This is a genomic window from Nocardia brasiliensis NBRC 14402, from assembly GCF_000308475.2.
Lineage (GTDB): Bacteria > Actinomycetota > Actinomycetes > Mycobacteriales > Mycobacteriaceae > Nocardia > Nocardia brasiliensis.
The window spans coordinates 1-22306 of the sequence record NZ_BAFT02000109.1 but is presented as its reverse complement, the minus strand read 5'-3'; the positions used below and the strand labels follow the sequence as shown (position 1 = coordinate 22306).

Annotated in this window: 21 protein-coding genes; 11 read left to right on the top strand and 10 right to left on the bottom strand. The window is 68.3% G+C overall.

All coding sequences use genetic code 11. From position 1 onward, the window contains the following. Positions 1-361 precede the first annotated feature (361 nt). Genes TY25_RS36180 through TY25_RS36165 form a run of 4 tightly spaced genes read left to right on the top strand, consistent with a single transcriptional unit; the run spans position 362 to position 4103 of the window. Positions 362-2905 carry an AAA family ATPase gene (locus tag TY25_RS36180; protein ID WP_063602791.1) on the top strand — a complete coding sequence of 848 codons (2544 nt, stop codon included), beginning with the start codon at positions 362-364 and terminating at the stop codon, positions 2903-2905. A gap of 13 nt (positions 2906-2918) precedes the next feature. Next, positions 2919-3395 carry a hypothetical protein gene (locus tag TY25_RS36175; RefSeq protein WP_042264114.1) on the top strand — a complete coding sequence of 159 codons (477 nt, stop codon included), beginning with the start codon at positions 2919-2921 and terminating at the stop codon, positions 3393-3395. A gap of 26 nt (positions 3396-3421) precedes the next feature. Beyond that, positions 3422-3811: a YchJ family protein gene (locus TY25_RS36170; protein ID WP_029901494.1), complete on the top strand. Its 390-nt coding sequence runs from the start codon at positions 3422-3424 to the stop codon at positions 3809-3811. 16 nt (positions 3812-3827) lie between these two features. Continuing rightward, the gene (locus tag TY25_RS36165) at positions 3828-4103 is read left to right on the top strand and encodes an Rdx family protein (RefSeq protein ID WP_042264152.1); all 276 of its coding nucleotides are present in this window, start codon (positions 3828-3830) and stop codon (positions 4101-4103) included. Positions 4104-4121: 18 nt separating this feature from the next. On the opposite strand, the gene TY25_RS42235 is transcribed toward TY25_RS36165, so the two are convergent. After that, a complete protein-coding gene (locus tag TY25_RS42235; RefSeq protein ID WP_228832546.1) occupies positions 4122-4298 on the bottom strand; it encodes a zinc ribbon domain-containing protein in 177 nt (58 codons plus the stop codon). Between the two features lie 198 nt (positions 4299-4496). Here TY25_RS42235 and TY25_RS36155 point away from each other — a divergent pair, with 198 nt between their 5' ends. Then, positions 4497-6095 (top strand): carboxylesterase/lipase family protein, encoded by a 1599-nt coding sequence (locus tag TY25_RS36155; RefSeq protein WP_081869334.1) that lies wholly within the window; start codon positions 4497-4499, stop codon positions 6093-6095. Positions 6096-6113: 18 nt separating this feature from the next. On the opposite strand, the gene TY25_RS36150 is transcribed toward TY25_RS36155, so the two are convergent. The 4 genes from TY25_RS36150 to rfbD all read right to left on the bottom strand — a co-directional run bounded on the left by TY25_RS36150 (position 6114) and on the right by rfbD (position 9661). Then, the gene (locus TY25_RS36150; protein ID WP_042264112.1) at positions 6114-6446 is read right to left on the bottom strand and encodes a hypothetical protein; all 333 of its coding nucleotides are present in this window, start codon (positions 6444-6446) and stop codon (positions 6114-6116) included. Positions 6447-6594: 148 nt separating this feature from the next. After that, positions 6595-7674 (bottom strand): mannose-1-phosphate guanylyltransferase, encoded by a 1080-nt coding sequence (manB, locus tag TY25_RS36145; protein ID WP_042264111.1) that lies wholly within the window; start codon positions 7672-7674, stop codon positions 6595-6597. 180 nt (positions 7675-7854) lie between these two features. After that, positions 7855-8796, bottom strand: a complete 942-nt coding sequence (locus TY25_RS36140) for a glycosyltransferase family 2 protein (RefSeq protein ID WP_042264109.1) — start codon at positions 8794-8796, stop codon at positions 7855-7857. Continuing rightward, positions 8750-9661: a dTDP-4-dehydrorhamnose reductase gene (gene rfbD / locus TY25_RS36135; RefSeq protein WP_042264147.1), complete on the bottom strand. Its 912-nt coding sequence runs from the start codon at positions 9659-9661 to the stop codon at positions 8750-8752. The genes TY25_RS36140 and rfbD overlap by 47 nt, the downstream gene beginning before the upstream one ends. A gap of 259 nt (positions 9662-9920) precedes the next feature. Between rfbD and TY25_RS36130 the strand changes: the two genes are divergently transcribed. From TY25_RS36130 to TY25_RS36120, 3 genes are all read left to right on the top strand, one after another. Continuing rightward, positions 9921-11396 carry an LCP family protein gene (locus TY25_RS36130; protein ID WP_439650351.1) on the top strand — a complete coding sequence of 492 codons (1476 nt, stop codon included), beginning with the start codon at positions 9921-9923 and terminating at the stop codon, positions 11394-11396. 18 nt (positions 11397-11414) lie between these two features. Continuing rightward, on the top strand, positions 11415-12137 hold the full coding sequence (locus TY25_RS36125) for a TIGR03089 family protein (RefSeq protein ID WP_042264143.1): 723 nt from the start codon (positions 11415-11417) through the stop codon (positions 12135-12137). 192 nt (positions 12138-12329) lie between these two features. After that, the gene (locus TY25_RS36120; protein ID WP_042264107.1) at positions 12330-13637 is read left to right on the top strand and encodes a cytochrome P450; all 1308 of its coding nucleotides are present in this window, start codon (positions 12330-12332) and stop codon (positions 13635-13637) included. Positions 13638-13684: 47 nt separating this feature from the next. Here TY25_RS36120 and TY25_RS36115 read toward each other — a convergent pair whose 3' ends face one another. Both TY25_RS36115 and TY25_RS36110 read right to left on the bottom strand, forming a co-directional pair. After that, positions 13685-14383: a response regulator gene (locus TY25_RS36115; protein WP_014987843.1), complete on the bottom strand. Its 699-nt coding sequence runs from the start codon at positions 14381-14383 to the stop codon at positions 13685-13687. Then, positions 14380-15867 (bottom strand): sensor histidine kinase, encoded by a 1488-nt coding sequence (locus tag TY25_RS36110; protein WP_042264141.1) that lies wholly within the window; start codon positions 15865-15867, stop codon positions 14380-14382. Before TY25_RS36110 ends, TY25_RS36115 begins: the two co-directional genes overlap by 4 nt. 190 nt (positions 15868-16057) lie before the next feature. On the opposite strand from TY25_RS36110, the gene TY25_RS36105 reads away from it, so the two are divergent. Continuing rightward, positions 16058-17425, top strand: coding sequence for a cation:dicarboxylate symporter family transporter (locus TY25_RS36105; RefSeq protein WP_042264139.1), 1368 nt, complete (start codon positions 16058-16060; stop codon positions 17423-17425). A 101-nt stretch (positions 17426-17526) separates the two neighbouring features. On the opposite strand, the gene TY25_RS43040 is transcribed toward TY25_RS36105, so the two are convergent. The 3 genes from TY25_RS43040 to TY25_RS36095 all read right to left on the bottom strand — a co-directional run bounded on the left by TY25_RS43040 (position 17527) and on the right by TY25_RS36095 (position 19902). Further along, the gene (locus tag TY25_RS43040) at positions 17527-18123 is read right to left on the bottom strand and encodes a hypothetical protein (protein ID WP_146154149.1); all 597 of its coding nucleotides are present in this window, start codon (positions 18121-18123) and stop codon (positions 17527-17529) included. A 973-nt stretch (positions 18124-19096) separates the two neighbouring features. Next, positions 19097-19312, bottom strand: coding sequence for a DUF4287 domain-containing protein (locus tag TY25_RS36100; RefSeq protein WP_042264105.1), 216 nt, complete (start codon positions 19310-19312; stop codon positions 19097-19099). A gap of 164 nt (positions 19313-19476) precedes the next feature. After that, positions 19477-19902 carry a DUF4267 domain-containing protein gene (locus TY25_RS36095; protein WP_042264103.1) on the bottom strand — a complete coding sequence of 142 codons (426 nt, stop codon included), beginning with the start codon at positions 19900-19902 and terminating at the stop codon, positions 19477-19479. 106 nt (positions 19903-20008) lie between these two features. Between TY25_RS36095 and TY25_RS36090 the strand changes: the two genes are divergently transcribed. Both TY25_RS36090 and TY25_RS36085 read left to right on the top strand, forming a co-directional pair. Then, positions 20009-20599 carry a TetR/AcrR family transcriptional regulator gene (locus tag TY25_RS36090; protein ID WP_042264102.1) on the top strand — a complete coding sequence of 197 codons (591 nt, stop codon included), beginning with the start codon at positions 20009-20011 and terminating at the stop codon, positions 20597-20599. A 74-nt stretch (positions 20600-20673) separates the two neighbouring features. Beyond that, entirely contained in the window at positions 20674-22125 is a 1452-nt protein-coding gene (locus tag TY25_RS36085; protein ID WP_042264100.1) for a phytoene desaturase family protein, read from the top strand. Positions 22126-22306: the final 181 nt, after the last annotated feature.

Genomic DNA, 22306 nt, shown 5'->3' with positions numbered 1-22306 from the left:
TGGGGCCGGTGGCACGGAAAATACTGTGCCGTCGATGGATTCGATACCCAAAACATCTTGCATAGGTGGGTGTTGTCTGGCATTCTGTCCTGTTCGGCTCGACCGAGCCACCCAAATCGGGTGTTACACCATCGAGCTGCCCGCCGGGGCTGGCGAGGGGTGGACATCGAAGCGCGGCCCCAGCCGATTCGATGGCCATATCCATCCCCGCGGGCAGATTCGCACCAGGTTCGCCACCGCCGTCTCCGGTGGGCGAAAGCGGCCCGATCGGGTAGCGTTTCGCACAGCTTCGACAGTGCGCCGCTGGAAGCGCTTGCGCGTCAGGCGGGCGCACGGGATCGAAAGGACCTGTAGCGGCTCGGTGGTGGAGGGGGTTCCCGACGAGATGCGTCCCGACGCCGATCCGGTGCCGCGGCTGAGCGAGGTGGTCACCCGCAGGCTCGCCGCGGACCCCGCGGTGACCCCTTCGGTGGCACGCACCGTCCTGCGCGCCCTCGGCGGCAGCGAAAACGACGACCGCGCACCGGTATTCGATGACTGCGGGATCTTTCTGCGGGCCATCCGGGTGCGCGGTTTCCGCGGGATCGGCCCGGAGGCGGAGCTGCAACTGCCGCCGGGGCCCGGGCTCACCCTGGTGGTGGGTCGCAACGGCAGCGGCAAATCCAGTTTCGCCGAAGCGGCGGAACTGGCGTTCACCGGCGGGAACCGGCGCTGGGACGGCCGGTCGGCGGCCTGGCGCGAGGGGTGGCGCAACCTGCACGCCGGCGAGGCGGCACGCATCGAGGTCGAATTGTTCAGCGCGGGCAGTCACCCGCAGCCGGCCCACCCCTCGCCCGACCGCCACCCCTCACGGAATCGCTCCGCGATGCCGGCCCACCCCACGCCCGACCGCCACCCCCCACGGAATCGCTCCGCGATGCTTACCATCGCCAAGGAGTGGGCGGCCGACGCCGACCTGCCCGACGCGCACTGGACCGAACAGCGTCCCCCTGCCGCGCCAACGGAATTCGACATCGATCGCTGGGCGGGACGGCTGGAGCTGTACCGCCCGTTCCTGTCCTACAGCGAACTCGGCGCACTGGTCGACGGCAAACCGAGTGACCTGTTCGACGCGCTGCACCAATTGCTCGGCCTCGACGAATTGACGTTGGCGCAGGAGCGGATTCGGATGCGCCGCCTGGAATTGGAACGCGCCGTGCGGGATTCCCGGCAGGAGCGGCTCGAACTGCTGGAGGCGCTCGACGGCGTGGCCGACGACCGCGCGGTGCGGGTCACCGGACTGTTGCGGCCCGCGCAACCGGATCTCAACGCGGTGGGCAACGAGGTGATCGGCACCTTCGATGATCCCGGCGGCCCGGCGGGTCTGCGCGCGATCGTGCGGCTCACCCTGCCGAGCGCCGCGGAAGTGGCGGCGGTGGCCACCCGGCTCGCCGAGTGCGGCACCGCGCTGACCGAGGGCACCACCGCCGACGCCGAGGCCGACCTGCGGGTGCTCGAGCTGCTGCGCCGGGCCCGTGCGCACCACGCGGCCAGCGGTGAGTGTCCGTGCCCGGTGTGCGGTCGCGGTGCGCTGGACGACGCGTGGCTGAGGCAGGCCGACGATTCGATCGCGACGCTGGCCGCGCGGGTCGACGCCTTGACCACCGCGCGCACCGAGCTCGGCCGCGCGTTGCAGGCCGCGCGAGCGCTGCCCGATCTCGTGCCGCCGGAACTGGATTACGATCCGCGCAACCCGCCCTCGGTGGACACCTCGGCGGTGCGCCGGGCCTGGGCCGACTGGGCCGCGCTCACCGCCGCCGACTACAGCGCCGAGCTGCCGGACCGGCTGCGCGGCGCGCACGCCAGGCTGGTCGACGAACTCGAGCAGGTGCAGCAGGGCACGCGCAAGGAGCTCGACCGGCTCGACGAGGTGTGGACCCCGCTGGTGCCGCGCATCGTGAGCTGGCTCGAAGGCGCGCGCGAGGTCGCCGCGCACGCCGCGGAACTGCGCACCACCAAGAAGGCCGAGGAGTGGCTCAAGTCGGCCACCGCGGGCCTGCGCGGGGAGCGCATGACGCCGCTGGAGACCACGGCGCGCTGGGTCTGGCAGACGCTGCGCCAGCAGAGCAACGTGGAGCTCGGCGCGATTCGCTTGCAGGGCAACGCCGGAACGGCGCGCCGGGTGCTGCTCGACGTCACCGTCGACGAGGTGGACGGCGCCGCGCTCGGCGTGATGAGCCAGGGGGAGTTGCACGCGCTCGGCCTGTCCTTGTTCCTGCCCCGGGCCACGGTCGAGGAGAGCCCGTTCCGTTTCGTCATGATCGACGACCCGGTGCAGGCCATGGACCCGGCCAAGGTGGACGGCTTGGCCCGGGTGCTCGCCGCGGTCGCCTGGACGCGGCAGGTGGTGGTGTTCACCCACGACGAGCGGCTCGCCGAGGCGGTGCGCCGGATGGAGCTCGACGCCACCGTGCTGGAGGTGCAGCGGCGCGATCGATCGGTGGTCGAGGTGCGCGTGTCCAGCGATCCGGTCCGCCGCTATCTCGACGATGCCCGCGCGCTCGTGCGCACCCCGCAACTGCCGCAGGCCATCGCCGACGAACTCGTCGCCACCTGCTGCCGGTCGGCGGTGGAGGCGGCCAGTCTGTCCCGGGCCCGGCGCACCCTGCTCGCCGACGGCATGAATCACCGGGAAGTGGAACGCTACATCGACTCCGCCCACTCCACCCGGGCGAAGGTCGCGCTCGCGGTGATGGGGGTCGGCGGCAAGGTGGACGATCTCAACAAGCATCTCGTCGCCCGCGAAGGCAAGTGGGTGGTCGAGGCGCTGCGCGACGCCACCGCGGGCGCGCACGTGCCGATCGGCCGCAGCATGCGCGAATTGATCACCGAGACCGAGCGATTCGTCGCCTGGCTGGCTCGATGACGAAGGTGTGCCGATGACCGAGCGGCGCACCCCGCGCGGCCCGCGCCGCGGCCCGCGGCGCAATGGCAAACCGGGACAACCGAAGCCGAGACCGCGGCCGTCGGTGGCCGAGCGACTGGACACGGTCGACAAGCTGCTCTCCGGCGCGGTCACCGACGCGGGCGGACTGTGGTCGCGGGCCACCGCGTGGATCCTGCGCATCGCGTTGGAACAGTCCGTGGACGAGCTGTGGGCCCGGGTGGCGCCCGCCCTGATGCGCTGTCCGATGCGCGCGCAGCTGATCGCGTTGCGGGCCTTCGCCGGTCCGGAGGTGGCGGCCCAGGTGGGCGTGTTGTGGGCCGCGCTGTCACGCGCCGCGCACCACCACGATTACGAACTCGCGCCGAGCGTCACCGATCTGCGCCGCTGGCGCGAACAGACCGTGGCGCTCGCCGCGGACCTGGCCGCGGCCGGTGCGTCCGCGTCGAGGCCACCCCGGGGTGAGCTGTGATCAGGGTGACGCGCGAGAATCAAGGGATGAGTGGGACGCGGATGTGTCCGTGTGGCCGAGGCGAAGCCTTCGACGACTGCTGCGGGCCGGTGCTGAACGGGAAACGTGCGGCGGCGACCGCCGAGGCGTTGATGCGTTCGCGCTACACCGCATTCGCGGTGGGGGACACCGAATATCTGAAGCAGTCATGGCATCCGCGTACCCGGCCCGCCGAGGTGGACCTGGATCCGGGACAGCGGTGGCTGTTCCTGGAGATCCTGCGCACCGCGGACGGCGGGCTGTTCGACGAGTCCGGGCTGGTCGAGTTCGTCGCGCACTACCGCGCGGACGGCACCCGCGGCTCGCTGCACGAGGTGAGCCGGTTCCTGCGCGCCGACGGGGCCTGGGTCTACCTGGACGGCGAGATCGAGGCCTGAGGGTACGGTGACCGGCATGCCGCGTGTCGCGATCGAATACTGCACCCAGTGCCGCTGGTTGCTGCGTGCCAGTTGGATGGCACAGGAACTGCTGACCACCTTCGCGGCCGAACTCGGTGAGGTGGCGCTGATTCCGGGTACCGGCGGCGTCTTCCGGATCACCGTCGACGGTGCTCAGGTGTGGGAACGCAAGGCGGACGGCGGTTTTCCCGATATCGCGGTGCTCAAGCAACGGGTACGCGACCGCGTCGCGCCCGAACGTGATCTCGGCCACGTCGATCGCCGCGACTGAACCGCCGCCGCGCCGGGTTCAGGCGCAGCAACCGCCGCCGCAGCAGCCGCCGCCGGACGGCCCGGGCGCCGGACTCGGCGTCGCCGCCGCGCCACCCCGGCTGACCGTGCCAAATGTGGTCAGCAGCTTGACTGTGTCGGCGTGGCCGCTCGGGCAGGACGCCGGCGCCGACGACTCCGCCATCGGGCGGTTCATCTCGAAGGTGTCCCCGCAACTGCGGCACCGATAGCTGTAACTCGGCATCGGTAAAGCGTACCGCCCCGGTCTCATAATGGTGCGTCGCACGTTTACACCGTCAGGATGGACGTACTCTCGAAGAAGAGATCACGAGGTGCGGGACCCGCTGGAGCAAACCGGCAGCACACCAACGGGTCGCTGGTGGGAGGTGCGAACATGGCCACACAGTTCGAGACAGCACCGGACTGGGAGGTGCGCGGCGCCGAGCCAGTGGTCGCTACGGCCGCGGGAAAAGTGCGCGGACGCTGGGACGGACCGGTCGCCTACTGGCGCAGCATCCCCTACGCGGCCGCGCCGAGCGGGGCCGACCGCTTCCGGCCGCCCCGGCCCGCGCCGAGCTGGGACGGCATCCGCGACTGCGCCGCGTTCGGCGAGATCGCACCGCAGACCATGGGCAATATGGTCCCGGTCGATTCGGACCTGCGGATGGGCGAGGACTGCCTGTGGCTGAACGTGTGGGCGCCCGGAGGCGCGGCGGGCGAGGCGATCGAGCCGTTCGATTCGGGTGAACCGCGTCCGGTCCTGGTCTGGCTGCACGGCGGCGCCTACTGCCTCGGCACCGCGGCCCAGGGCATCTACGACGGCCGCAAACTCGCCGAGACCGGTGACGTCGTGGTGGTCACGGTCAACTATCGGCTCGGTGCGCTCGGCTTCCTCGATCTGTCCTCGCTGCCCGGCCCGTTCACCCCGAATCTCGGCCTGCACGATCAGATCGCCGCGCTGGCCTGGGTGCGCGACAACATCGCCGCGTTCGGTGGCGACCCGGGCAACGTCACGCTGTTCGGCGAATCCTCCGGCGCGGGCTGTGTCACGGCATTGCTCACCTCACCGAGCGCGGCCGGGCTGTTCCACAAGGCGATCGCGCAGAGCCCGCCCGCGACCACGGTGTTCGGTAAGGACCGGGCGGCCGGGGTGGCCCGGCGCTTCCTGGAACTGCTGGAGCTGCCCGCCTCGCGCGCGGTCGAACTGCTCGACTGGCCGATCGAGAAGATCGTCGAGGTGGCGGGGATCCTGCTGGACGAGATTCCGCTGAAGGAGCCGGGCCGGTTGGCCGCGGCGCCGGTGGTGGACGGCGATCTGCTGCCGACCTATCCGATCGATCGGTTCCAGCACGGCCGCTCGCATCGGGTGCCGCTGATGATCGGCACCAACAAGGACGAGGCCTCGCTGTTCCGGGTGTTCCGCTCGCCGATCATGCCGGTGACCCCGGACGCGGTGAACGCGATGCTCAACGACGTGGCGGCCGCCCACCCCGAATGGTCACACGAGCGGATCGCCGAGATCACCTCGGCCTACCCCGATCTCGACAAGACCCGTGGCGCGCTGGCCATGTCCGGCGACGCCGCGTTCCGGATGCCGGCGCACTGGGTCGCCGACGCGCACGCCCAGCACTCGCCGACCTGGATGTACCGGTTCGACCATGCGACGCCGATGCTGCGCGCGGCCCGGGTCGGCGCCGGACATGCCACCGAATTGCCTTATGTGTTCGGCAATTTCGGCTCGTTCAATCATGATCCGACGTTCTGGCTCGGCGGCCGCAAGGTGGCCATGGAGGTGTCGGGGCGGATGATGCGGCGCTGGCTCGCGTTCGCCACGCACGGCGTCCCGGCCGCGCTCGACGGTTCCAAGCATTGGCCGCCGTACCGTCCGTCGAACCGGACCACGCTGCTGATCGACACCGTCGACCGGGTGGTCGACAACCCGGACCGCGACCTGCACACCGCGTGGGGCGAACAGGCCGTCGGCTTCAGCTGATCGTGTGTCCGTACCCCGCTATGCGGGCAACTGGTTGTACCCGAACACGTTGATGAAGTAGTTGCCCGGGATCAGCTGGTTCATGGCGTGCCACTGGCCGCCGGGATCGCGCTGGTAGTAGCTCACGCCCAGGGCGCCCGCGTCGTAGCAGACGATGTCGGCGGTGCCGAACGGGCTCCAATACGTGCTCGTGCCCGGGCGGCCGAATTCCAGCGGCGTGCGGAACAGGTGGCTGCACGGGGTGATGCTCGGTTCGTAGATGGAGGGCGCCGCCACGGCGGTCGGCGCGAATCCTATTGCACAGCCGGCGAATACGGCGGCGGCCAGCACGCGGTGGGCGAATTTCCCCATCGATGTCTCTCCTCGGCTCTTGCGGTCGGTGAACAGTGCGCACACGCGGTGATCCCGCGGCGCGCGCCACGAGACCCCGCGCTGCACCCTGCCAGACCGGCCGTCGCCGCGGAACCGTTTCCGGCCGGTAGCTTTTCGGGCCGGAGGATCAGACGTCGGTGGAGAAGCGGATACCGCCGTCGGGAATTTCGACGCCGGGCCAGACCCGGGCGCCGCGTAGTAGCTCGCAGCGGGCACCCACCTGCGCGCCGTCACCGATGACGCCGTCGCGCACCAGCGCGCGCGGACCGATCCGGGCGCCGAAGCCGATGATCGAGCGCTCGACCGTCGCTCCCGCTTCGATGACCGCACCGTCGAAGATGACCGCGCCGTCGAGCCGGGCGCCCGCGCCGACCTCGGCCCCGCGACCGACGACGGTGCCCCCGATGAGCAGTGCGCCCGGTGCGACCCCCGCGCCCGGGTGGACGAGCGATTCGCCGCGCTGGCCTGGCAGCGCGGGCGAGGGGGCGATACCGCGGACCAGATCGGCGGAGCCGCGCACGAAGTCCTCGGGGGTGCCCATATCGCGCCAGTAGGAGGAGTCGACATGGCCCTGCACGCGCGCGCCCTCGGCGAGCAACGAGGGGAACACCTCGCGCTCGACCGACACCGGGCGTCCGGACGGGATCTTCTCGATGTATTCGCGCCGGAAGACGTAGCAGCCCGCGTTGATCTGGTCGGTCGGCGGATCCTGCGTCTTCTCCAGGAACGCGGTGACCCGGCCGTCCGCGTCGGTCGGCACACAGCCGAACGCGCGCGGATCACTGACCCGGACCAGGTGCAGCGTCACGTCGGCATTGGTGGACTCGTGCGTGTCCAGCACCGCGCCGAGTTCGGTGCCGCCGAGCACGTCGCCGTTGAACACCATCACGGTGTCGGCGCGCAGCTTGGGCAGCACGTTGCGGATGCCGCCGCCGGTGCCGAGCGGCTCGGTCTCGGTGACGTATTCGATGTCGAGGCCGAGCTCGGCGCCGTCACCGAAATGCTCCTCGAACACCTCCGCCTTGAACGAGGTGCCGAGCACGACGTGGGTGATGCCTGCGTCCGCGATGCGGGCGAGCAGATGCGTCAGGAACGGCAGCCCGGCCGTCGGCAGCATCGGCTTCGGTGCCGAGAGGGTCAGCGGGCGCAGCCGCGTCCCCTGCCCGCCCACCAGGATCACGGCGTCGGTGCCTGCATTTCCTGCCATTCAAGGTCCCCTGTTCACAGTGGATCGAGTATTGCGCGCGCCGAGGTTCGGCCCGCCTAGGGTGCACCGGGCCGCCGTGCACGACGGCCCTGCGCCATTGTCGCTCAGCAACCGCCGAATCGATGAGTTTTCCCAGGCCTGCCGCTCAGCTGCCCGGTATCGGGATACCCGTTTCGCGCGCTAGGCCGGGTGTCCCGCTTCCCGCGCCTGTTGGCGCAGCGCCGATCGAACCGCAATCCGGGAGCGCACCGCAAGTCCGGCGCGCAGCGCCAGCCGCAGCGGCAGCTGCCACCAGTGCGGGTGCCGGTCGGCCTGGAAGCGGTAGGCACTGGCGTGGTGGGCGGGCAGCATCTTCTCCGGGTGCCGTCCCGCGGCGTGCCCCTTGGCGTGGGTGACCTCGGCCGAGGGCACGAACACGTTGTGCCAGCCCGCCTTGCCCATGCGGTCGCCGAAGTCGACGTCCTCCATATACATGAAGTAGCGCGAGTCGAAACCCTCGATCGAGTCGAAGGCCGCACGCCGCACCAGCAGGCAGGAGCCGGACAGCCAGCCGACCGCGCGCTCGGAGATCTCTTCGTTCTCCTGCCGGTAACGACGGGTCCACGGGTTCGTCTTCCACACCGTGCCGAGGATCGCGTGCCCCGCGCCGTCGAGCAGTCCGGGCACCCGGCGCGCCGACGGGTAGACGCTGCCGTCCGGTTCCAGCACCAGCGGGCCCACCGCACCGGCCCGCGGCCAGCGCTGCGCGGCGGCGAGCAGCTGGTCGATGGCGTCGGTGCCCCAGCGGATGTCGGGGTTGGCGATCACGATGAATTCGATGGCCGGATCGATCTCGGCGACAGCGCGGTTGATCGCGCCGCCGTAGCCGATGTTGCCGCCGGTGCGTAGCAGTCGCACATGCGAGTTGGCCTCGGCGACCAGCTCCGGCACCCCGTCGGTGGAGCCGTTGTCGGCGAGGATCACCTGTGGCTTCTCGGTCGTGGCGTCGGCCAGCGTGGTGATGAAGTGCTCGAGGTGTTCGCCGGGTGAATAGGTCACCGTGACGACGGCCAGGCCCGCGCTGGCGGAATCGGAATCACTCACGGCCGCTGAGCCTAGTGGTCGCGGCCGGACCCAGTCCATCGGACGAGCGGGACAGCGCCTCGTCCAGCGCGGCTCGCCACGGACGCAGCGGGGTGAGCCCCGCGTCGTGCCAGGCCCGCGGCGACAACACCGAATATGCCGGGCGCCGTGCGGGTCTCGGATACGCGGACGAATCGCACGGGCGCACCCGGGCCGGATCGGCGCCCACCGCCGCGAACACCGCGCGCGCGAGCTCGAACCAGCTGGCCTGCCCGGCGTTGGTGGCGTGCAGCAGGCGCGGAGCGTCGGGCCGCCCGGCCAGTTCCAGCAGCGCGGCGGCGAGATCGGCGGCGTAGGTGGGGGATCCGAGTTGGTCGTCCACCACGTCGACGGTGTCGCGTTCGCGTTCCAGCCGGCGCATGGTGGCGACGAAATCGCTCCCGTGCCCGGTGTATACCCATGCGGTGCGCACCACGTGCGCCTGCGGCGCGAGCGCCAGCACAGCCTTTTCGCCCGCGAGTTTGGACTGTCCGTAGACCGTGACCGGCCCGGTCGGGTCGGTGGTCTCGTAGGGTCGCTCGCCGGTCCCCGCGAAAACGTAGTCGGTGGAGACGTGGATCAGCCGCGCCCCGGCCCGGGCGCAGGCGGCGGCGAGCACGGCCGGTCCGGTCTCGTTGCCCGCGAACGCCGCGGCGATCTCGGTCTCGGCCTGATCGACCGCGGTGTAGGCGGCGCAGTTGAGCACCACCGACCCCGGCCGGAGCGCGGCGGCGACCGCGTCCGGGTCGGTGATGTCCAGATCGGCGCGGCTCAGGCCGCGAGCGCCGGGCGCGAGCCGCAGCAGTTCCCGCCCGAGCTGTCCGCGGGCTCCCGTCACGACCAGACTCGCGGGTGCGACGGGGCCGGGCGGTGTCGAGGTCGTCACAGTTGTCAAGTCTGGCACGCGGGCGCGGGCACGCCGCCACACCTGCGGATTGCCGGTCGGACCGGCGGTATTCGTTAGCCTTCGAACAGGCGCCCCCGACTCGCGTGCGTGGCGCGGCGATGTTTGCCAAATGGTTGCGGGGGTTATGGAAAGGTGGGGTGGTCGAGCACACCGCGTGGCGGAAGCAGACCCAGAGCGTGTCGAAAGGATGTCGAGTTGTCGAGAGGTTGCAGGTTAGCCGCGGCGCGGAAGGTGCACGGTGACCCGGCCGCGCGGCGCTGAATCGCCGCTGCCCGCCGGCGGTCCGCTGCGCGCGCTGGCCGCGGTGGTCGCCGCCGTGGTGTTCGTCATCACCGGTTTCGCCTGGCACAGCGTCGACAGCCTGATCTCCAATATCGAGCGCATCGGCGGACTCGGGCTCGGCGGCGGCCGGGACGGCGCCGTCGACATCCTGCTCGTCGGCGTGGACAGTCGCACCGACGCGCACGGCAATCCGCTCAGCGAGCGGGAACGCGCGATGCTGCACGCGGGCGACGAGGTGGGCACGAACACCGACACCATCGTGCTGATCCGGGTGCCGAACGACGGGCGCTCCGCGACCGCGATCTCGATCCCGCGCGACTCCTACGTCGACATCCCCGATCTGGGCAAGGGCAAGATCAATTCGGCCTACGGCGCCACCAAGGAGACCCAGCGGCTGAAGCTGATCAACCAGGGTGTCGCGGAGGACGAGGCGGACAAGCAGTCCACCAAGGCCGGCCGGCAGGCACTGATCAAGTCCGTGGCCAATCTCACCGGCATCAGCGTCGACCACTACGCCGAGGTGAGCCTGCTCGGCTTCGTGCTGCTCACCGATGCCGTCGGCGGCGTCGAGGTCTGTTTGAACAACCCGGTCGACGAGTGGATGTCGGGCGCCGACTTCCCGGCCGGACGCCAGCGCCTGGACGGCCCCGCGGCGTTGAGTTTCGTGCGGCAGCGGCACAATCTGCCGCGCGGCGACCTGGACCGGATCGTGCGCCAGCAGGTGTTCATGGCCCAGCTGGTCGGTCAGGTGCTCAGCGCCAAGACGCTCAGCAATCCGGGACGGATGAAGCAGCTCAGCGACGCCGTCGGCCGCACGGTGGTGCTCGACGACGACTGGGACGTGCTCGCGTTCCTGCAACAGCTGCAAGATCTTTCGGGTGGTCAGGTGAAGTTCGAGACCATTCCGGTCACCGATCTGAACTACATGACCTCGGGCGGTGAATCGGTGGTGCGGGTCGATCCCGCCGCGGTCAAGTCGTATGTGTCCTCGCTGGTCGACGGCAAGGCCGACGAGGCGGCCGCCGAGCCCGCCCTGGATCCGGCCACGGTGACCGTCAGCGTGTACAACGCCAGCGGGATCGGCGGCCTGGCGGGCAAGGTGGCACAGGCGTTGACCGGCAAGGGGTTTCACGAGGGGCTGGTCGGCAATTACACCGGCCCGAACGTGACGGGCAGCCGGGTGCTCGCCGCGAACGCCGGCGACGCCAAGGCCAAGGCGGTGGCGAAGGCACTCGGCGGTCTGCCGGTGCTGGCCGACACCTCCCTGTCCCCGGATTCGGTGAGCGTCGTGCTGGCGAGCGACTATTCTGGTCCGGGTTCGGCGGCTGGGAGCATGTTCGACTTCTCCGGAACGTCGAGCGCCACCGCCACGCCAGTCCCGCCCGCCCCACCGATCGACGCAGGCCAGAACGGACCGAAATGCGTGAACTAGACAGGCGTGAATCAGTCGATGCGTGAATTCCAAGAGTCGCTCACCCTGACCGAGCGGGTGCTCGACCCGATTCTCGAGCGTGAGCCGGCCGGCCCGCGCGTGACCTACTACGACGACGCCACCGGCGCCCGGATCGAACTGTCCGGGCTGACCCTGGCGAACTGGGCCGCCAAGACGGCCAACCTGATCAGGGACGAATTCGGGCTCAGCCCCGGCGCCCGGATCGCGGTGCTGCTGCCCGCGCACTGGCAGACCGCCGCCGTTCTGCTCGGCTGCTGGTGGGCGGGTACCGAGGTGGTGCTGCGCCCGGACGACGACGCCGAACTCGCCCTGGTGACGCCCGATCGGCTCGACGATACCCAGCAGGTGGCCGAGGTCGCGGCGCTGTCGCTGGACGCGCTCGGCGCCCCGGTGCGCGACCTGCCGATCGGCGTGACCGACTTCGCCACCTCGGTGCGTGTGCACGGCGACCAGTTCCGGCCCGCGGGCGCGGGCGCGGCGCTCGATGGCATGACCGTCCCGGAGGTCCTCGCCGAGGCGAAGAAATCCGCTATGCGCCAAGGCATTTCCGAAGGGGACCGGGTGCTGTCCAGCACGCCGTGGGACACCCCCGTCGAGCTGATCGACGGTTTCGTCGCCGTGCTGGCCGCGGGCGCGAGCCTGGTCCAGGTCGCCAATCCCGATCCGGCGCTGCGCGAGCGGCGCATCGAGGCGGAGAAGGTCACCGCGCAGCGGGGGTGAGCCCGGATTTCGCCGGACCGGTGCGCGGCGCGGGGTGGGCGCAGTACTTTGGGTGTGGTTCTGCGGGATCTGGCGCTCTGCTGTCGATGGACTCCTACCGCGGTATAGGTCGAAGTCCGACTGGGGCACGTTCCACATTCTGACCGGGTTCCGTACGGTGGTCCTCAGGCACAACGACGGAGTTGGTGAACTATGAAGCCGCAGTATTGGTTCCGCTGGTTGTCCGTGCAGGGTGCGCCCCGCCTGGTGCTACGCAGGCAGGCCAAACGCGGCGAGCCGTTCGCCGAACTGCTCGGCGGGCCCACCGGCTTCGGCAATCCGTATCCGCTGATCGAACAGCTGCGCGGCGAGGGCCGGATCATCCGCACCGCGCTGTCCTGGGCCACCTTCGACTACGAACTGTGCCGAGGCGTCCTGCGCGACAGCCGATTCGGCGTGCGCACCACCGAGAACTTCGACATCCCCGGCCCGATCCAGAAGCTGGCCAAGTATTTCCCGCTGCCGCCGAATCCGGTGGAGCCGCCCTCGATGCTGGTGATCGACCCGCCGGAACACACCCGGATGCGCAAGCCGGTGGCCTCCGCGTTCACGCCGCGGGCCATCGCCAGACTGCGCGAGCGCGTCGAGACGGTCACCGCGGAGTTGCTCGCGACGCTGCCCTCCGGCGGGTCCGCCGACCTGATCGGCGCGTATGCCGCGCAGGTGCCGATCGCGATCATCTCCGAGATGCTCGGCTTCCCCGACCAGGACCGGGAACTGTTCCTGCGCTGGGGCGACCTGACGACTCCGCTGCTCGACCTCGGCATCTCCTGGCGCGCGCACCGGCGCGCGATGGCGGCGATGGAGGTGATGAACAGCTACCTCGACGAGCACATCGCCCGGCTGCGCCGCGCACCCGGCGACGACATCCTGAGTACCCTGGTGAGCGCGGGCGAACTGAACAACCTGGAACTCAAGGCCACCGCCAGCCTGCTGATGGGCGCGGGCTTCGAGACCACGGTCAACCTCATCGGCAACGGCGTGGTCCAGTTGATCGCCCACCCCGACCAGCTGGCCCGGCTGCGCGAGGAGCCGGAGCTGTGGCCCAACGCCGTCGAAGAGGTGCTGCGCTTCGACGCCCCGGTGCAGACCACCGCGCGCACCGCGGTGCGCGACGCCGAGGTCGGCGGCGTGCCGATCCGGGCGGGCGAAACCATCGTGCTGTCGCTCGCGGGTGCGAACCGCGATCCCGCGATGTTCACCGAACCGCAGCGCTTCGATGTGGGCAGGCCGAATGCCAAGGAGCACTTGACCTTCAGCAGCGGCATCCACGTCTGTCTCGGCGCGAGCCTGGCCAGGATGGAAGGGGTGCACGCCCTGCGCGCCCTGTTCGAACGCTTTCCCGACCTGCGGCTGGACGGCACGCCGCAGCGCAGGGAGCTGTTCACGCTGCACGGCTACGAGCAACTGCCGGTCCGCCTCGGCCGCAGCGTCTCCGCCACGGAACCCGCGGCGGTCTGAGGTCATCGAGAAAGCGTGTCGCGCCGGTCTGGTCGGCGAAACCCGTTTCAGGTCTTGGATTTCCAGACGTAGCGGGTCTTGGGGCGGCCCGCGCGGCCGTAGTCGGAGCGGCGGGTCACCAGGCCGTCGTCGGCGAGCTTCTCCAGGTAGCGCCACGCGGTGATGCGGGAGACGCCGATGGTGGTCGCGGTGTCCGCGGCGGTGATGCCCTCCGGGGCCGCGCGCACCGTCCGGGAGATCTCGTCGAGTGTTTGCGGCGCAACGCCTTTGGGCGTGGTCGCGCGCTGGTCCGGGGTGCGCAGGGCGCTGAGCGCCCGGTCGATGTCGTGCTGGGACACCGCGGTCTCGCCGGCGGGCAGCGCGGTGCGGAATTCCCGGTAGCGGTCCAGCTTGTCGCGAAAGGCCGCGAAGGTGAACGGCTTCAGCAGATACAGCACCACGCCGTGGGAGACCGCGGTGCGCACCATCGCGAGGTCGCGAGCGGAGGTGATGGCGATGACGTCCGGACGCGGCGCGAGGCCGGTCAGCGCCGCCGCGACATCGAGACCGCTCGCGTCGGGTAGGCCGATGTCCATGAGCACCAGGTCGATCGGGGTGCCCTCGGCCGCGTTGTCGGCGGCGGCCCGCATCGCCTCCCGGCCGGTGTGCGCCACGCCGACGGGGACGAAGCCCTCGATGCGGTCCACGTAGGCGCGGTGCGCCTCGGCGATGAGCGGCTCGTCCTCGACGATCAGCACTCGGATCACTGTGCGTCCTTTCGCGGAATCGTCACGGTAACCGCGCTTTCCGGATCTAGGTCGGTACGAATGGTCCCCCCGTGCCGGGCCACCAGGCGGTGCACCAGCGCGAGGCCGAGTCCGTGATGGTCGGCCTTGGTCGAATAGCCGCGCTGGGACGCGCGGTTGAATATCTCCTCGGACATGCCGGGGCCGCTGTCCGCGACCCGCAGGTACAGTGCCGAATCTTGTTGCCGCAGGGTGACTTCCACCCAGCCGTTCGGACTCTCCGCGGCGGCGTCGATGGCGTTGTCGGTCAGGTTGCCGACCAGGGTGACCATCTCCTGCGGCGAGAGCGGCTCGATCGAGTCCAGCGCGGTCTCCTCGGTGACGGTCAATTCGACGCTGCGCTCGTTGGCCTGGTTCACCTTGCCGAGCAGCAGCGCGGCCAGCGCGGGCGCGCCCACCGCGGCGAACAGCCGGTCGATGAGGGTCTGGGAGAGTTCGAGTTCCGAGGTGGCGAACGCGACGGCCTCCCGGTAGCGGCCGAGCTCCACCATGGTGACCACGGTGTGCAGCCGGTTGGCCGATTCGTGCGCCTGCGCGTGCAGTGATTCGGCGAAACTGCGCACCGAGTCGAGTTCGCCCATCACCTCCCGCAATTCGGTGTGATCGCGGATCGTCATCACGGTGCCGATCGGCCTGCCCTCCCAGGTGACGATGTCCTGGTTGATGAGCAGGATGCGGTCCCCGGTCACGTGCATCTCGTCGCGTACCACGCCCCAGCTCATCTGCTGCATGGAGACCGGCAGGTCAGCGCGGCGCACCTCGCCAGCCGGCAGCCCGAGCAGCTCGCGGGCCTGATCGTTCACCACCTCCGCGCGTTCGCCCGCCATGCCGAACACCACGAGACCCTCGTGGATCGAGTGCAGTACGGCGTCGTGCTGTTCGTAGAGTGCGCGCAGTTCGGCGGGTGCGAGTCCGTGGGTCTGCCTGCGCAGCCTGCGGCTCAGCAGAAACGAGCCGCTGCCCGCGACGATCAGCCCCGCCGCGGCGACGCCGAGGATCAGCGGCAGCTGCGTGGCGACCTGATCGCCGATCTTGGCCCGGGTCACCCCGGCCGACACCAGCGCGACCACCCGGTTGCCGTCGTAGACCGGCGCCACCGCGCGGATCGAGGGGCCCAGGGTGCCGGTGAACGTCTCGGTGAAGGTCTCCCCGGCCAGCGCGCGATCGATGTTCCCGCTGAACGGCTTGCCGATCATGTCCGGGTTGGTGTGGGTGTACCGCGTCCGGTCCGGCGCCATCACCACGATGAAGTCCATTCCGGTCGCCCGCCGGATCCGCTCGGTGACCGGCTGCAGTAACCGGGGCGGGTCGGTGGTGTAGACAGCGGAGAGCGTGGACGGTGCCTCAGCGATGCTCACCGCGACATCCCTCACCTCGCGGGTGGTGGTCACGTCGCTGTGATGGCGCGCGTCGACGACCGCGAGCACCGCGCCGACGATGACCATCAGGGTCAACACGATCAGCTGCAGCGCGAAGGCCTGACCGGCCAGGGATAGCCGACCGCGTCTCAATTACTGCCTTCCGCCGCTGAACGTAATGCACCAAACCGTGACCGGTGTCACCTGCACGGCCATCATTCTGCCTGGGGGTCGTGAGGCACCTCACGTCGGCACCACCTCGGAGGACACCAATCGCATGAGCGAAGCAACACCACAAGCAGCACCGAAGAAGCGCGACCGTACCCACTGGCTGTACCTGGCCGTCATCGTGGCGGTCGTCGCGGGCATTCTCGTCGGTTGGCTGGCGCCCGGCTTCGGGGTGGCTGTTGCTCCGCTCGGCAGCATGTTCATCAATTTGATCAAGATGATGATCGCGCCGGTCATTTTTTGCACGATCGTTCTAGGGATCGGTTCGATCCGCACCGCTGCCACAGTCGGCAAGGTGGGCGGACTGACCATCGGGTACTTCCTCATCATGTCGACCGCAGCGCTCGGCATAGGTCTGGTGGTCGGCAATCTGGTACAGCCGGGCACCGGCCTAAACATCGCGAGCTCTGCGAAAGCTGGCCAGGATCTCGCCAAGACGGCGCACAGCGCGGGTGGAACGTGGGATTTCATCCAGAGCATTGTCCCCACGTCGCTGCTCTCTTCCTTGACTGCAGGCAGCGTGCTTCAGGCTCTGTTCGTTGCGTTGCTGGTCGGGTTCGCGGTGCAGGCTATGGGCAAGGCCGGTGAGCCGGTAATCCGTGCGGTGTCCACTATCCAGAAGCTCGTGTTCCGCATCTTGTCGATGGTTCTTTGGCTGGCCCCCATCGGTGCCTTCGGAGCGATCGCAAACGTAGTCGGCAAGACAGGGCTCGATGCGGTGGTGAAGCTAGCGACACTGATGCTTGCGTTCTATTTGACCTGCCTGGTGTTCGTATTCGGTCTCCTCGGCGTTCTGATTTGGGCAGTATCACGAGTCTCGATACTGAAGTTGTGCCGCTATCTGGCGCGTGAGTACTTGTTGATCGTAGCGACTTCATCTTCAGAGCCCGCATTGCCGCGACTGATCGCCAAGATGGAGCATCTAGGCATCGAACGTACAACCGTGGGTGTTGTTGTGCCAACAGGGTATTCATTCAACCTCGATGGTACGGCCATCTACCTGACAATGGCCTCGCTCTTCATCGCCGATGCAATGGGCAAACCGCTGAATCTCGGGGAACAGGTCGGCTTGTTGCTGTTCATGATTGTGGCCTCCAAGGGAGCGGCGGGGGTGACCGGTGCGGGTCTTGCCACGTTGGCTGGTGGTTTGCAGAGCCACCGCCCAGAGCTCCTGGACGGGGTGGGTCTCATAGTCGGTATCGACCGCTTCATGTCTGAAGCTCGAGCCCTCACGAACTTCTCCGGTAATGCGGTCGCCACCGTACTAATCGGAACCTGGACCAAGACGATCGATACTGACCGCGTCAGGGAGGTCCTTGACCGGAAACTGCCTTTCGATGAGAAGACCATGGTCGACAACGACCACGATGCACAGCCGCAGCAGGAGCCCGGCACCAATGACCTGGTACGGGCGTAGTTGCTCTGTGAAACACGAAGGACCCGCAGGATCTGCGGGTCCTTCGTGTTTCACAGGAATTAGGGAACGGTTTCCGAGGTCGGCTCGATAATGAGGCAGGCCTAGTTACTCTTTTTCACGATAGATATTCTCGGACGGACCATGTCTTGGGGCTGGCTCTGTATCCAGTCGAGAAGTTCACGTGTCAGACGTACAACCGATATGTCGACGTGGAACAGTCCGGTAGGGTCAATGCTCCGGCCGGACCCATAGACCCACCTGTGCCACGAATATTCGGTCGTGATGTCATTCAACGCATCGGATACCTGGTCCTCTGACCATTTCTGTGCGGCTATTCCCCTGAAATCGTCATGGGACGTCCCGAGCTTGCCGGAAGGGATCGGCGGACCAGTATCGGGCCTGTAGGCCGAGGTGATGCTCATTGCAGTCTCGACTGGTGATGAATCCAGTGGTTGGAAATCCTCGGCGAAGATCATCCCATCTTCCCACCTGCCTGACACGGTGAACCATGACGCAACGCTCTTTCGTTCAGGCCGAAGTAATTTAGCGTTCACTCCGGCAAGTCGTACGGCATACTCCGGAGTTTCCGTGGGGAGTAGTGGTGTCGCGGGACAGAAAAAGATGCCGGATGAATCTGCGATGACCGACCCCGTGGCGAAAACATGGTCGAGATCTGCGAAAATCATTTCTTCCAGCATCTCTTTCCTCCCACAAACGGCGGTATTGTGTATTTATAGGTGCTCAGGAAGGTATGTATTTAATCTGTGACACCATCGTCTGCCCAAAGATTATACGACCCGTCCCGCGTATCTTCGTGGCACCGCCAGTATACGGTATTCAAAGCGACGCCTGCGTATGCGCAGCTCCTGGCGTCAGGGTAGTTGCCTTTCCAGACGGTAGACGCCGAAGCGGTTCCAGCGTTGAATATCGTAGCTGCGGAAGCGATAAGCAGTGCGCCGGTCGCTATTCTGATAAGACGAGTCATCTGAATATATCATCCTTCGAGTGGGATTCGCGGGTTTGAATTGATATCAGTCTCGCTCGTCCATGTACAAGTGATAGAGGCCATTTCGTTCAAGATAGCAGTGATATCCGTTAAATTCATGTGGTCCTCCCTCGATAAACGCCAGGCCGGCGTTGTTGCATTCCAAACTCGTTGGGTAATAGCCGTATGGGACATACCCGGCGTGTCCTACGCCGGTGCTAATCCCCAGAGAAAGCGTAAAGAATGTAAAGGTAATTAGTGCTGCTCGTTTGGCCTTGATGGAAAATGTGCGTGTCATTCCGTATCAACCACCTGTGTACGTAGTCAAGGCAAGGGTTTCGAGTCCTGCTCGACGTTGACGCATCTACCTTGCGAAATTGCGCTTCGATGAAGTAGTGCTGCGCTGGGCGCCGTGATCGGCGTATTTCAACTGGTGAATATGTAAACCCCCGGTCGTGCGAACCATCGCGTGCAATCTACGCTAGCCTGAAGGGAGGAAGCTGCAAAGGGTTAATGCTGGTCTGGCAGTAGCCATTTGATTGCTAAAAGGTTGTGGTGTATCTCAATTTGTCAGACGCTTAGGCAATCTTACTGTTCGCGCGAACTTCCCTGCCGTTGCGAGGGTTTAGCTGTGCGGCCGCAGTTGGCAGCGCCTGCGTGCTGACAACGCGCTGTCCGAGGGTGGTTCAGGAGGCCCACTTCGCCGGGTTGAGGTGGTACTGGGCGAGCGCGGTGGCGTGGCCGTGGCCCATGGCGTGCTCCGACTTCAGCCATTCGACCAGGGCCTTGTGTGCGGTGATGCCGGAATCGCGGAGGGTGCTCAGCCACTCGTCGATGCTGCGGCCGTACTTGGCTTCGATCGAGGGGAAGTAGGACGCGGGGCCGTGCGGCTTGGTTGCCATGGTCTCTCCTGGGCTCGTGCGGTGTTCGAAGGTATGGACGGGGGAGACCTGCGGAATTCATCGCCGGGGTGCGGATTGTGGTGCGGGTCACCGCGGCGTCGAATGCTGTTCTGCGCGAGCACAACAGCCCGGCACCGCGCGGTGCCGGGCTGTTGTGTGCGGGGTCAGGCGGTGACGAGTGCGCGCGCCGGGGCCGAGCGGCGCGCGAGCCGGTGCTCGAGCAACAGCAGCGCGCCGGTGGCCGCGACGAAGACGGCGGTGAGACCGTGGATGCCGAAGGCCGCGGCCGTGGAACCGTGCCAGCGCAGCGCGGTGAGCATGTCGCCGACCGGGACCAAGGCGACGACCAGCGTGACGATGCCGAGCGCGTAGCGCTGCCGCATGGCGAGCAGCACCAGGATGAGCACGCCGAACACGGTGTCGCGCACGCCTTTCAGGTTCAGGAACGCGGCCTCCTCGCCGTCTGGCCAGGCGGGCAGGCCGAAGCCGGGGGCGATGACGCCGGGCGTGAACAGGTAGCTGATCCCGATGTAGAGGATGAACGCCGCGCCGGCGAGCGAGAACGCGGTGGCGATGCGGGAGATGGTCATGGCGGGTGACTCCTTGGTGATGCTCTGAAGTCTAGCGTCGCTAGATCCAATAGCGACGATAGAGTATTCCCGCCGAGCTTGTCTAGCGCTGCTAGGATTTCTGTTTGTGAGCCCCCAGACGCGCAAGGAACGTGAAAGAGCCGAACGCCATCAGCGGATCATCGACACCGCGCGTGAGCTGGCGGAAACGCAGGGTTGGGAGGCGGTGACGGTGCGCAGGCTGGCCGAGCGCATCGAATACAGCCAGCCCGTGCTGTACAGCCACTTCGCGGGAAAGTCGGCGATCGTGGCCGCGGTCGCGGAGCAGGGCATCATCGACCTGACCGGCGAGATGCGCCGGGCCCACGCCGCCGCCGCCGGCCCCGCCGACGCGATGGCCCGAGTGGCCCGCGCGTACCTGGATTTCGCGGCCGCCCACCCGGCCCGCTACGACGCCATGTTCTCGATGAACATCGATCTGGTCTTCGGCCTCGACGCCCCGCAGCCGCTCAAGGACGCGTTCGCCGAACTGGAGGCGATGTTCCGGCCATTCGTCGACGACGCCGAACTCGGCGCCCGCACGGAGGTGGCCTGGAGCGCGATCCACGGTTTGGCGACCCTGGACCGCGGCCATCGGCTGCGGCCGGAGCTGCGCGATCAGCGGCTCGAGATTCTCGTCGCCGAATGGCTGAGCGCGGTGGGCGCCGATTCGGCGTAGCCGCCGCGTCGAGTGCGACGGTGTGCCGAAACACGATTCCGTGCGCCCGATTCCCGGGCCGGTAGCGTGGAGGCATGCCTGATGTTGTGGTAGTCGGCTCCGGACCCAACGGACTCGCCGCCGCGGTGATCCTGGCGAAAGCCGGGCTCGCGGTGGAGGTGTACGAGGCGGAGGACGCCGCGGGCGGCGGATCGCGCACGGCGGAACTGACCCTGCCCGGCTTCTGGCACGACATCTGCGCCGGTGCGCATCCGATGGCCTTGGCGTCACCGTTCTTTCGCGCGTTCGACCTCGCGGCGCACGGCGTCGAGCTGCTGATCCCGGAGGCGTCCTACGCGCACCCCATGGACGGCGGCACGGCGGGCATCGCGTGGCGCGATCTCGACCGCACCGCCGCGGGCCTGGGCCGGGACGGCTCGACCTGGCGAAAACTGTTCGGTCCGTTGGTCGAAAACTGGGACTCGGTGGTCGACCTGGCGATGTCGGACCTGCGCCGGCTGCCGAAGGATCTGCTGACCGCGACCCGTTTCGGCCTGCGCACCCTGGAACAGGGAACGCCGTTGTGGAACATCAGGTTTCACGAGGAGACCGCCGCCGCGCTGCTGACCGGCGTGGCCACGCACGCCATCACGCCGCCGCGCGCCATCCCCGCCGCGGGGGCCGGGCTGATGCTCGGCACGCTGGCGCATGCCGGTGGCTGGGCGATCCCGCGCGGCGGCAGCCAGGCGATTCCCGACGCGCTCAGCGCCGAACTCGAACGCCTCGGCGGCCGAGTGCACACCAAGACCCGGATCGACTCGCTCGGCGAGTTCGACAGCGCCCGCGCCGTGCTGCTCGACCTCGCGCCCGCCGAGTTGATCCGGCTCGCCGGGCATCGGTTGCCGGACCGCTATGTGCAGCGGCTGAACAAGTTTCGCTACGGGGGCGCCGCCTGCAAAGTCGACTTCGCGCTCGCCGGGCCGGTGCCCTGGCAGGCGGAAGGGATGGCGCAGGCGGGCACCGCGCACCTGATCGGCACGCGGGCCGAGGCGATGGCCGCCGAACGCGCGGTGGCCGCGGGGCAGCACGCGGCGCGGCCCTACGTGCTGTCTATTCAGCCCGGCGTGGTCGATCCGTCGCGCGCCCCCGCCGGACAGCACACCTTCTACACCTACGCGCACGTGCCGAACGGCTCCACGCGGGATGTCAGCGAGACGGTGATCGCGCAGGTCGAACGCTTCGCGCCCGGCTTCCGCGACCTGATCCTGGCCAAGCACGTCTACACGGCGGCCGAGATGCCCTCGCACAACGCGAATTACGTCGGCGGCGATATCTCGGCGGGCGCGATGACGCTGCGCCAGTTCGCCTTCCGCCCGATCGCCGGCTGGAACCCGTACGCGACACCACTTCCCGGCGTCTACCTGTGTTCCGGGTCGACCCCGCCCGGCCCCGGCGTGCACGGTATGTCCGGCGTGCACGCCGCCAGGCACGCGCTGCGTCAGCGCTTCGGCATCACGACCGACCCACTGGACCTGCTCCGCGCGTAGCCGGCCTGAGCGCCGCACCAGTTCTGCTCCGTCACAACGGTTCTGCGCCGTCGGACCGGTTTTGCGCTGCTGCACCAGTTCTGCGTTGCCGCACCAGTTCTGCGTTCCCGCACCCGGTACGACCCGCCGTAGCGGGGCGGATTCAGGCGGTTATTGCAACACCGGGTTGGTTGGGTTGGAT